The organism is Streptomyces jeddahensis, from assembly GCF_001642995.1.
Classification (GTDB): Bacteria; Actinomycetota; Actinomycetes; order Streptomycetales; family Streptomycetaceae; genus Streptomyces; species Streptomyces jeddahensis.
The window spans coordinates 1-10,633 of the sequence record NZ_LOHS01000153.1; the positions used below are offsets into that span (position 1 = coordinate 1).

A 10,633-nucleotide genomic window follows, 5' to 3' on the forward strand; every position below is an offset into this window, starting at 1 on the left:
ACCGTCGGATGGCCGCCGCGGCGCGCTTCGGGAGGAAAGCGCGGATCGGGGTTCTACGTCCCGGCCCGGCCGGTCAGGCAGCCGCTCCGTACACCTTGCGGGCGTGCCGAGCGTAGGCCTTCGGGCCCAGAACGGGCATGATCAGCCGGGGCACCAGCGGGGCCGTCGAGAGCATGAGCTTGACGACGTCCGGGTCGGCGTACGAGGCGAGCATGCCGAAGATGGTGGGCAGCTTGCTCTTGGGCAGGGCGTTGATCGCGTGGTCGCCCAGCTCGTGCCACTCCTTGGCTGTCACGTACTCCGGGACGATCGGCAGGACGTCCTTCTCCTCGATGCCGAGGTGCTCGGTCAGCAGGCTGCCGAGGCGCTCCAGGGCGTCGGCGAGCCGCTCGCCCGAATCCTTCGCGGGCTGCGCGCGCCAGAGAGCCAGCCGCTGCGCCGTCTCGACGAGCAGCGCGGCGATCTCCTCATGCTGGCTCTCCAGGAGGGACACGACGTCACCGAGCCGATCGCCCGCACGCTCCAGGAGCTTGGGCCACAGCAGCTCGTCCTCCCCCTTGTGGTGCAGGTGGAGGAACTCCTCGATGAGCTGCGCGTGTTCTGCGACGACCACGGCCCGCTCGACATCACCGGGACTGACCTCCATGACCAGTCCAGGGAGACGGGCATAGCTCTGCCGAAAGGCCTCGTGCACCACCAGCATGTCTCGGACGTCGGCGCGGTCAGTTGATGTGTGGGGCATACCAATACCTATTCAGGGGGAATGTCAGCAAATGGGATTCCGCGTGGGCGGCATCATGGTGCCGGGGCGGCTGTTTGACGGTGATATGGGTCTTCTGGAGCAGCAAAGCTCCTCAGATGGGTTCTTGATGCGTGTCATATGTCGCCGCAAGTCATGTGACGCTCCGGTAGCGTGAACCACTCTTCGCAGCCGATGTACGTCGAGGGGGCGGTGCGCCATCCCACCCTGGTCAGGGCATCACTGAACGACTTCGCGTTCTGTGGCACCAGCCGCTTGGCGGCCTCCTCCGCCTCGGGCCGAGGCACGTCACCGTAGAACAACGCGAACGGATCATCGGGCACGGCCGCGAAGTCACCCCGCTCCGGTGAAACGGGCGCGCCGTAGAAGCCCAGGAGGGTCTCACCGACATCGAGCTGGAACGCCGCCAGGCAGACGATGCGCAGACGTTCCCCGCCTCGGCAACGGCCAGGCTGACCGGTATGCCTCCACAGGAATGGGCCACGACCACGACTGTGCCGTCGATGAGCTCCAGCTCTCCCAGCACCGCCTGCGCGTCGTCCAGCGCCCCGGCACGCCCGCCAGCACTCGGCAGTCAATCGTCCGAATCCGCCAGCCGTCGGCGTGAAGCACCGAGGCCAGCTTCTCCCAGCACCACGTGCGCCGGGCCATGCCCGATGCACTAAGAGCCGAGTCGGACGGGAAACCCCATCAGTCACGAACTGTTCGCTTTCAGATCAGTCACAAGTGTGATGCGCCCAGCAGCGATCATGAGAGGACCCTACGGGTGATCAGACACTATGTCCAACGCAATGTCTTTCGAGGTCGGTGCCCGGTCCTCCTGCGGGCAATGACCTCTCGCTGGGCAGACGTCCCCCGTCGCAGACAACTTGGCCTCGATGTCGTGGATGGTGGCGGCGCCGAGAGGGAGACGGAAGGGCAGGGAGGGCCCGTCTACCGCGGCGATCACGGCCTGGGCGGCCTTGACGGGATCACCTGCCTGGGCGTGACTGGTGTCCTCGACCCGACCCGGGAGGCCCCGGAGCTGACCGCATAGTCGCTGATTACCGTAGCGGCGCGGTGCAGCGACGAGCCGTCGAGGATTTCGGTACGCAGCGGGTCCGGCTCCACGGCGCTGACCTGGTCCCGAGCGAGGCAGGCTCGAGAGCCATGGCTTCGGTGAGCCCTTCAACGGCGAATTTGGTGGCACGGTAGACGCCCCATCCGGCGCAGCCAACGAAGCCACCGACGGAACGGAGTTCATGATGGTGCCGGCGCGGGCGGCGCACATAGTCGGCGGCACCGCCGGGTGACGGTCAACAGGCTGAAAACATTGGTGTCGAAGACTTGCTCGCCTCGCTGTCGGACATCTCCTCCATGGCTCCGACCAGGCCCGTCCAGCGGTGTTGACCAGCACGTCGATCCAGCCGAAGCGGTCGAGCGCGGCGGCACGCGCGCATCAGCCCGGCCTGGCTTCGACACTGTGAGCTGGCCCCGTTCGACAGCTTGGGTTGGGCATGGCGGACATCCACCGGCCCACCACGCGCGCGAAGCTCATCGCGGACAGGGCGCTGACCTCCCCGAAGGGGCGGCGGCAGTTCCTGCGGGCCGGCTACGCCGAGGGCGTCGTCCGCCCGGTCGGCGGCGCCGGATCCCATCTGGTGGCGGCTCTCGCGCACGCCGACGCGCTGATCGTCGTCTCCGAGGACATGGAGTCGGTGGAGTCGGGCACCGAGGTCGAGGTCCTCCTGCTCGGCGGACCGCACGCGCGCGTGCCGTCCGCAGGACGGTCCTGCGCCGTTGCCCGCGCCCACAAGGGGGTACCGTGTCGCGCACAACAGGCCCGTGCGCCGCACCGCGACGGGCCGGGACCGGGAGCGGCACACAAGCATGAGTATGCAGGACCGACTGACGCACCTCGACGACGCGGGCGCGGCCCGCATGGTCGACGTATCCGACAAGGACGTGACGGCGCGCACGGCTCGCGCCAGCGGGCGCGTCCTCGTCTCTCCCCGCGTGGTCGAGCTGCTGCGTGGCGAGGGCGTCCCCAAGGGCGACGCACTGGCCACCGCGCGCATCGCGGGCATCATGGGCGCCAAGCACACCCCCGACCTGATCCCGCTGTGCCACCCCTTGGCGCTGTCCGGTGTGAAACTGGATCTGTCGGTAGCGGACGACGCCGTGGAGATCCTGGCCACGGTGAAGACGACGGACCGCACAGGCGTCGAGATGGAAGCCCTCACCGCTGTGTCCGTCGCCGCCCTCACCGTGATCGACATGGTCAAGGCGGTCGACAAGGGAGCGGTCATCACGGACGTGCGCGTGGAGGAGAAGACGGGCGGCAAGTCGGGCGACTGGAGCCGGGCGTGAACAGCGAGCCGTCCGCCGGTGGTGCGCTGCGCGCGCCGAATCGGCGCTGGTCGTCACCGCCTCCAACCGCGCCGCCGCCGGCGTCTACGACGACAAGGGCGGCCCACTGATCGCCAGCGGGCTCAAGCGCTTCGGCTTCGATGTCGAGGGGCCGCAGGTCGCCCCCGACGGGGATCCCGTGGTGGCCGCCCTGCGCTCCGGCGTGGAGGCCGGATACGAGGTGATCGTCACCACCGGCGGCACCGGGATATCGCCCACCGACCGCACGCCCGACGCGACGCGCCGGGTGATCGACCACGAGGTGCCGGGCATCGCCGAGGCCTTGCGGGCGTTCGGACGGCAGAAGATGGCGACGGCGGTTGCTGCGGTCCGGCCGCCGCGCTCGGCGCCGCCGTCGCCGCGTTGATGAGCGCGCCACCCGCTTCATCGACCCCCCTGATCAACCAGCGCCCGGCCGAAGCCACGGATCGCCAGATCGCCCGTCATTGGGAAGGCGACCTCATAGTCGGCCAGGGCAATAGATCGGCCATCGGCACCCTGGTCGACCGCACCACCCGCTACGTCAAGCTCCTGCACCTCCCCGACGGTCGGGGAGCCGAGCACGTCCGCCACGCCCTCCTGCACGCCTTCGCCGAACTCCCCGCCGAGCTCGCCCGGTCTGTGACCTGGGATCAGGGCAGCGAAATGGGCCGACACGACGAGTTCACCCGCGCCGCTGTCAACGGCCTGCTCCGGCAGTACTTCCCCAAGGGCGCAGACCTGTCGATCTACAGCGCCGAGGACCTGGCCTACGTCGCCGCCAAACTCAAGGACCGCCCCCGCAAGATCCTCGGCTAGCGGACACCCGCCGAGCTCTTCACTAAGCTCGTCGCAACACTGGAGTGATCACGTGTTGCGACGCTCGCTGGAATCCGCCCTTCTGGGGCGGCTTGGTCATCGCAACATCCCTCAGGGCAGGTGTTGCAACGACCTATAGACCCCAAGCTGTCAGGTGAGGCCACGAACCGTTGCCAAAGCCACCCGCCGGTACAGGCGGCGTCGTTCACGTCCGGAGCCAGAACGAGCAACCGCTCCGTGTGCCCTGGCAGAGCGTCGACCACGGCCTTGCGGGTTACGGGCGGCGGCCACCACGTTGTCGCGGCTCGCCAGGGCCTGCCGGGCGATCTCCAGTCCGAAGCCGCGTGAAACTTCAGGCGGGCGAAGCCGTGCTCGACTGGGCCCGTACTGCGGCAAGGGCCCGTGGGGCCAGCTTCTGACCACGTGTCAGGGGGGCGGTGAAAACCCAACTTCCCGCCAACACCCTTGACATGGACCGGGCCGTCGGCGGCCCGCACCATCGCCAGAATCTGCGGTAGTCAGCGGGCAGGGCGGCCTCGTCGGGATTCTCGCTGCGGTACGGGATCAGCAGGACCGCCCGCCCGCCACCCGGGCGGGAGTCGGGGCGACGCCCGCAGCGTCCTCCGCCGTGGCCCGATCCTGCTCGGCCAGCCGGTTCAGGACCCGCTCGGCGATCACAGCTCCTCTCGCTCTCGGCCTGGACCTCCTGCAACCGCTTGTCCAACTCCTCAGCGAGTAGGTCCAGTTCACTCCGGCGAGCCGTGATCCGCTCCAGCTCCTGCTTGCCCACACCCTCCCCGTGCCTTCGCGGCGTACCGGCCCGGCGACGGATCGCAAGAGCGGCACGGCGGCTGGCGCTCAGAGGCCGACAACGGCTCCAGCCGACGAGCCGGACGATCTTCACCGTGGACACCCGGCGGCAACCAGCGTGAGTGTCCCGCCCCTCACCCAGACTCGCGACCTGCAAACTTCACGATGCACGGTACTCACGGAGACTTGGTACCAGCATCGACGCCGTTCACGGCCTTTCCCGTGCGTCGCGCGCCGCGCGCCGGTAGCGGTTCGATCAGTTCGGTGATGGTGCAGTCCAGGATGTCCAACAAGGCCATTAACGTGCGGAGGTTAAGCCGCTCCGGTCGCTCTGTCACCAGCCGATACACCTGGCTTTGCGATAGCTCGACACCGCGCTCGACCAGCAGCGGCCGCAGATCTGTGGTGGCGAACATGCCGCGAGCCGCCATGACCTTCCGCAGATGCCATCGGTAGTCCAGCTCGACAGTCATGCCGTCAGCCTTCATCGCTCCCAACTCCGCCTCCAACGTCATTCACTCACCGCATGCACGATCAATTCGCCGCCCTCGATGTTGTTGCCGAGCATCAAGGCGGACCGCTACCCGACACGCGCCTGCAAGAGCCTGTGCACTCTCATCCGCGGCACCAACCAGCAACTCAGTCCGCAGGAGATGAACGACGCGATGGTGCACATCGGCGCCAAGCGATGAAAGTGGGCCTTCTGCCTGGCCCGGACACGAAGTGGCCATGCGCAGCGCATAAGAAACAGGATCCCGCTGTCTTTACGTGCTCGTATCCGTAGCGTCCCTAGTGTGCCATCCACAGTGTGCGGCTGGACGAGCCCTGCCGCACGGGCCGCCCAGCCCGGGGTCGGCAACTCCACGATGGTGGGGCAAAGCCTGTGCCCGCGCTGAGGATCGCGGGATGCAAGTGCTGAGCACCACCGGCGTGGAGGCCGAAGTCCAGCCGCCCTACGCCGCAGTGCGGCACCTGTTCCCTCGGCTGCGCCCCGTGGTCTCAGCGCGACTGCCGGCGGAACGCCGCATCATGGTCCTCACCGCACCCGGTAGGTCCTCGACGTCGTCCTGTCGTTCCAGGCCATGGAAGGTGAGATGGCCGGCCCGCTTGGCGAGCGCCGGTGCGGTGGCGCGGCCGATCCCGGTCGTGGCTCCGGTCAGCACGATGGTCGCGTTGTGGTTGTCCTCGGGAGCGTCGACGAGCCGGCGATCGTTTGGGTGCAGGATTGGTTCCTCATCGTGTTGCGTTCCTCAGCGCGTTGCTGATCGCCGCAGCCCCAGCCTGCCGGGCAAGTCGGAACGGGCGCAGAAAAGCTGGCACAGCGTCGAGTCCGAGGCGCACTCGTGCCGGTCCTCAGGGGGCAGTCGTAGTCCTCCGTACGTAGACGACCATCCCTCGCTCGTACGGCGAGTCCCAACGATCAGGAGGCAACCGCGAGCGCCGACCACGGTCGGCATTCACCCAGCGTAACTTTCTCTGCACTGAGGGCAATACAGAAGGTTACGCCGCCAGTCAGACGCGCCGAGCCGCCGACTTTCCGGACTGACCACCGTAGCGTTGCCCGATTTTGTCATGCATATGGTCTGATTTGTGCAACCTTGGCTTTATCTTTCGCCTGATGCACAATTCGTGCGTCAGACGAAGGAAGTCCGAGTGAGAGGCGGGACCGTGAACCGATGGAGGTCGGCGCGGCTGACCTTGGCCGACGGTCGGCAACCGCGGGCGGACCGCATGGCCTCGTCGGGAATGCCGGTCGGCCGCAAGAAGCAGCTGCCCGAAGCGGCGTCGCCGCGCGCGCTGGCCGGGAACCTGCAGTGATCAACGGGCGGACGGAGCAGATCCAGGCGCTGACCGCCTTGCTGGACAAGCACGCCACCGCGACGGCGCGCTTGTCGCGCGGGGACTTGGTGGCCGACCGGTGACGCGCGGCCGAGCTGAAGCGGGAGGCGGTTTCAGAATGTCCGGCGCGTTGAGCGGCGACATGATGTTCACAGATAGGGTGGGCGCCGACGAGCCAGCGAAGAGCCGCCCCCGCCGCCCCGGCGCTCAGGCCCAGCGGACTCACTCGGACCTGCTGGGTCGGCAGGCCGAGTGCGCGGAGCTCAACCGGCTGCTGGAGGCGGTCCGCGCCGGCGAGAGCCGGTCGCTGGTGGTGCGCGGCGAGGCGGGTGTGGGCAAGTCCACGCTGCTGGAGCACCTGACGAAGGCGGCTTCCGACTGCCGTGTGGTGGGCATCGCGGGAGTGCAGTCGGAGATGGAGCTGGCGTTCGCGGCCGTGCACCAGCTCTGCGCGCCGCTGCTGGACCGGCTGGACAGCCTGCCCGAACCACAGCGCGACGCGCTCGGCACAGCATTCGGGCTACGTGCCGGACCGGCACCGGACCCCTTCCTCGTCGGCCTGGCCCTGCTGAACCTGTTCGCGGCGGCGGCCGAGGAACGCCCGCTGGTGTGCGTGATCGACGACGCCCAGTGGCTGGACCGTGCCTCCGCACAGGTGCTCGCCTTCGTCGCGCGCCGCCTGTACGCCGAGTCGGTGGCCTGCGTGTTCGCGGTCCGCGATTTCAGCGAGGAGGACGAGCTGTCGGGACTGCCGGTGCTGGACGTCACGGGTCTGCGCGACGACGACGCGCGGGCGCTGCTGAGCACGGTGATCCTGGGGCCGCTGGACGAACAGGTACGCGACCAGATACTCACCGAGGCTCGCGGCAACCCCCTGGCCTTGCGGGAACTGCCGCGCGACCTGCCTTCCATCAAGCTCGCGGGCGGATTCGTGGCGTCCGCCGCGCGCACGCTCTCGGGCCGCATCGAAGAACGCTTCCAGCGACAACTGAAGCGCCTGCCCGCCCCTACCCGACAGCTGTTGCTGTTGGCGGCCGCCGAGCCGCTCGGCGACCCGGTGTTGCTGTGGCGCGCGGCCGATCTGCTCGGGGTCGGCATCGCGGCGGCCGACGCCGCCGAAGACATGATCGACTTCGGGGACCGGGTGCGTTTCCGGCACCCCCTGGTGCGTTCGGCGGTCTACCGGTCGGCGTCCCTCACCGAGCGGCAGGAGGCGCACAGGGCGCTGGCGGAGGTGACCGATCCAAAGAGCGATCCCGATCGCCGGGCGTGGCACCGTGCCCAGGCCGCGGTCGGCCTGGACGAGGACGTCGCGGTCGAGCTGGAGGAGCTGGCCAGCCGGGCGCAGGCCCGCGGGGGCCTGGTCGCAGCGGCGGCGTTCCTTGAGCGCTCGGCGCAACTGACCGGTACCCGAGAGCTGCGTGCCGAGCGCACCTTGGCGGCGGCCCAGGCGAACCTGCAGTCCGGTGCGTTCGACCATGCCTTGCGGTTGCTGGCCGCCGCCGAGGCCGGGACGCTGACCGAGATGCAACGCGCTCGGGCGGACCTGCTGCGCGGGCAGGTCGTGTTCGCCTCCGGCGCGGGCAGCGACGCCCCGCCGCTGCTGCTCAAAGCGGCCGAGCGGCTGGAATCGGTGGACCTCGACCTGGCGCGTGAAACCTACATGAGCGCGTGGATGGCGGCACTGTTCGCCGGACGTTACGCGGGCGCCAGCGACCTTGTGGAGGTCTCCCGCGCCGCCGGCGCGCTCCCACCGCCCACCGCGCAGCCTCCTCGTCCGATCGACCTGGCCCTGGACGGCCTTGCGCTGCTGGTCACGGCCGGGCCGGCCGCCGCGGCACCGGCGCTACGGCGGGCGGCAAACGTCTTCACCGGCACGGGCGTCACCATCGAGGACGGGCTCCGGTGGGGCTGGCATGCACAGGCCGCCGCGAGCGCCCTGTGGGACGACGACGCCTGGCGCGCGCTCCTGGTGCGGCAGGTAAAGCTAGCCCGGGAGGCCGGCGCGCTGGACCAGCTGCCGATCGACCTGGGCGCCCTGGGCACGAGCTCCGTGTGGCGGGGCAACTTCGCGGAGGCCGCTTCCCTGATCGCGGAGGCCGACGCGGTCTGTGAGGCGACGGGCAGCCAGGTCGCGCCATACACCGCTATGCTGCTGGCCTCGTTCCGCGGCAACGAGGAACAGGCCCTCCCCCTGATCGAAACCACCATCGCCGAGGCCGAAGCGGGGGGACAGGGCATCGCGATGTCCTACGCACACTGGGTGGCCGCAATCCTCCACAACGGCCACGGCCGGTACAACGAGGCCCTGGCGGCGGCTCGACGGGCCAGCGAGGAAACACCCGGCCTCTTCGTCTCCATGTGGGCGCTGCCCGAGCTGATCGAGGCCGCCTCGCGCAGGGAAAACACGCAGCTCGCGGAGGAAACCCTGGCGCGGCTGGCGCCGATCACCAGCGCCGGCGGGACCGACTTCGGCCTCGGAATCGAGGCGCGCTCACGCGCACTGCTGAGCGAGCCGGACACCGCCGACGACTTGTACCGAGAGGCGATCGGCCGGCTGGGGCGCACCCACCTCCGGCCCGAATTGGCCCGTGCGCATCTGCTGTACGGAGAGTGGCTACGCCGCGAGCGGCGGCGGTCCGAGGCGCGCGAGCAGTTGCGCACCGCCCACGAGATGTTCACCGCCATGGGAATGGAAGCGTTCGCCGACCGGGCAGCGCGCGAGCTACGGGCGACCGGCGAGAAGGCTCGCAAACGGACCGTGGAAACCACAGGCCAGCTCACGCCACAGGAAACCCAGATCGCCAGGCTCGTCCGCGATGGGCTGACCAACAAGGAGATCGCCGGCCGCCTGTACCTGAGCACCCGCACGATCGAGTACCACCTTTCCAAGGTCTTCGCCAAGCTCGGCATCACCTCACGCAACCAGCTGGGACGGGGCGCCTTCCTTCACCTGTGACCACAGCGAAGGTGCCGATGCGGCGGCACCGGTCCGGGCAACACTGTGGAGAGCATGCTGCGGACACCACGGATGCGAGTGCGCACGGGACACAGGACCCTGTGATGCATGCCGTACGCACTCGCATCAACCCCCTGTCCAGACAGCTCGATCATCCCCTTGGCCGGGAACCACCGGGGTCACCAACGACATGACCATCGCCCAGGACGAGATCCTTGGCCCGGTGATGTCGATCATCACCTACGACACGGTGGATGAGGCTGTCGAGATCGCCAACGACATCCGGTACGGCCTCGCCGGTTACGTCACCGGCGGCGATCCGGCGAATGCCGCGGACGTCGGCTCCCGTATCGAAGCCGGCTACGTGGTCATCAACAACGCCGATTTCGACTGGACCGCGCCCTTGAGCGGCTGCAAGGCGTCGGGCAACGGCCGCGAATGGGGCCCCGAGGGCCTACAGGAATACCTGGAAACCAAGGCCCTGCTGGGCCGCTGACGGCAGACGCCGATCCCCGACGAAGATGGCATGACACTCATGAACACCGACAAGCCGACCCCTCTCAAGACCCGGGGGCGCCGACATCCCACCGCCCACCTCCACCGTCCGCACCGCCCCTGGCACTTCAGAACCGTGGTCGCGGTCGTCTTCGTGGTCATGGCCGCCAGCAGCGCACCGTCTCCGCTGTACGGTCTCTACCAGCAGCAATGGCACTTCGGTACGGCCACTTCGACGGTCGTCTACGCCTGCTACGCCCTCGGCGCGATCCTGACCCTTCTGCTCGCCGGAGGCCTGGCCGAGCACCTGGGCACCCAGCGGACGATCGTGGTGGCGCTGGCCACCATCGTCGCCAGCTTCCTGACATTCCTTCTGGCCACGGGGGCCTGGGCACTGTGTCTGGCTCGCCTGATCCAAGGCGTAGGGGTCGGGTTGCTCACCAGCAGCGCGGGCTCGGCACTGGCCGATCTTCACCGGGATCGCAGTCATCAGGCCGCGGCGGCGGCCAACAGCGCGGCGACCTCGACAGGCATCGCGCTGGGCGCGGTGTTCTCCGGCCTCGCCGTTCAGTTCGCTCCCGCAC

At 68.9% G+C, this 10,633-nt stretch carries 9 protein-coding genes and 3 pseudogenes; 9 read left to right on the forward strand and 3 right to left on the reverse strand.

Annotated elements, in window-relative coordinates; translation table 11 throughout:
* Positions 1-73: 73 nt before the first annotated feature.
* Both STSP_RS31150 and STSP_RS41365 read right to left on the reverse strand, forming a co-directional pair.
* Entirely contained in the window at positions 74-742 is a 669-nt protein-coding gene (locus STSP_RS31150; protein WP_067284363.1) for a hemerythrin domain-containing protein, read from the reverse strand.
* 1,061 nt (positions 743-1,803) lie between these two features.
* Positions 1,804-2,028: an SDR family NAD(P)-dependent oxidoreductase gene (locus STSP_RS41365; protein WP_107441450.1), complete on the reverse strand. Its 225-nt coding sequence runs from the start codon at positions 2,026-2,028 to the stop codon at positions 1,804-1,806.
* Positions 2,029-2,250: 222 nt separating this feature from the next.
* Here STSP_RS41365 and STSP_RS37745 point away from each other — a divergent pair.
* The 4 genes and pseudogenes from STSP_RS37745 to STSP_RS31170 all read left to right on the forward strand — a co-directional run.
* Positions 2,251-2,496 (forward strand): annotated as a pseudogene (locus tag STSP_RS37745) (gephyrin-like molybdotransferase Glp); the annotation flags it as partial.
* Positions 2,497-2,629: 133 nt separating this feature from the next.
* Positions 2,630-3,109: a cyclic pyranopterin monophosphate synthase MoaC gene (moaC, locus tag STSP_RS31160; RefSeq protein ID WP_067284365.1), complete on the forward strand. Its 480-nt coding sequence runs from the start codon at positions 2,630-2,632 to the stop codon at positions 3,107-3,109.
* A pseudogene (locus tag STSP_RS31165) lies at positions 3,106-3,467 on the forward strand (MogA/MoaB family molybdenum cofactor biosynthesis protein); the annotation flags it as partial. The gene moaC and the pseudogene STSP_RS31165, both read left to right, overlap by 4 nt.
* Positions 3,436-3,946: pseudogene (locus STSP_RS31170) on the forward strand (IS30 family transposase); the annotation flags it as partial. The pseudogenes STSP_RS31165 and STSP_RS31170, both read left to right, overlap by 32 nt.
* A gap of 986 nt (positions 3,947-4,932) precedes the next feature.
* On the opposite strand, the gene STSP_RS31175 reads toward STSP_RS31170, so the two are convergent.
* Positions 4,933-5,229, reverse strand: coding sequence for a helix-turn-helix domain-containing protein (locus STSP_RS31175; protein WP_067284368.1), 297 nt, complete (start codon positions 5,227-5,229; stop codon positions 4,933-4,935).
* A 78-nt stretch (positions 5,230-5,307) separates the two neighbouring features.
* Here STSP_RS31175 and STSP_RS39380 point away from each other — a divergent pair, with 78 nt between their 5' ends.
* From STSP_RS39380 to STSP_RS31190, 5 genes are all read left to right on the forward strand, one after another.
* Positions 5,308-5,448, forward strand: coding sequence for a hypothetical protein (locus tag STSP_RS39380; protein ID WP_157902943.1), 141 nt, complete (start codon positions 5,308-5,310; stop codon positions 5,446-5,448).
* Positions 5,449-6,424: 976 nt separating this feature from the next.
* Positions 6,425-6,574 (forward strand): hypothetical protein, encoded by a 150-nt coding sequence (locus STSP_RS39385; RefSeq protein ID WP_157902944.1) that lies wholly within the window; start codon positions 6,425-6,427, stop codon positions 6,572-6,574.
* Positions 6,575-6,740: 166 nt separating this feature from the next.
* The gene (locus STSP_RS31180) at positions 6,741-9,554 is read left to right on the forward strand and encodes a helix-turn-helix transcriptional regulator (protein WP_078067648.1); all 2,814 of its coding nucleotides are present in this window, start codon (positions 6,741-6,743) and stop codon (positions 9,552-9,554) included.
* 43 nt (positions 9,555-9,597) lie between these two features.
* Positions 9,598-10,050 (forward strand): aldehyde dehydrogenase family protein, encoded by a 453-nt coding sequence (locus STSP_RS31185; protein ID WP_269801065.1) that lies wholly within the window; start codon positions 9,598-9,600, stop codon positions 10,048-10,050.
* Positions 10,051-10,089: 39 nt separating this feature from the next.
* On the forward strand, positions 10,090-10,633 hold a 544-nt coding region (locus tag STSP_RS31190), incomplete at its 3' end, for an MFS transporter (RefSeq protein ID WP_232789861.1).

Coding starts and splice junctions, on each gene's coding strand:
- STSP_RS31150 (WP_067284363.1), bottom strand. CDS start 742: ATGCCCCACACATCAACTGACCGCGCCGACGTCCGAGACATGCTGGTG.
- moaC (WP_067284365.1), top strand. CDS start 2,630: ATGAGTATGCAGGACCGACTGACGCACCTCGACGACGCGGGCGCGGCC.
- STSP_RS31175 (WP_067284368.1), bottom strand. CDS start 5,229: ATGACTGTCGAGCTGGACTACCGATGGCATCTGCGGAAGGTCATGGCG.
- STSP_RS39380 (WP_157902943.1), top strand. CDS start 5,308: ATGTTGTTGCCGAGCATCAAGGCGGACCGCTACCCGACACGCGCCTGC.
- STSP_RS31180 (WP_078067648.1), top strand. CDS start 6,741: ATGTTCACAGATAGGGTGGGCGCCGACGAGCCAGCGAAGAGCCGCCCC.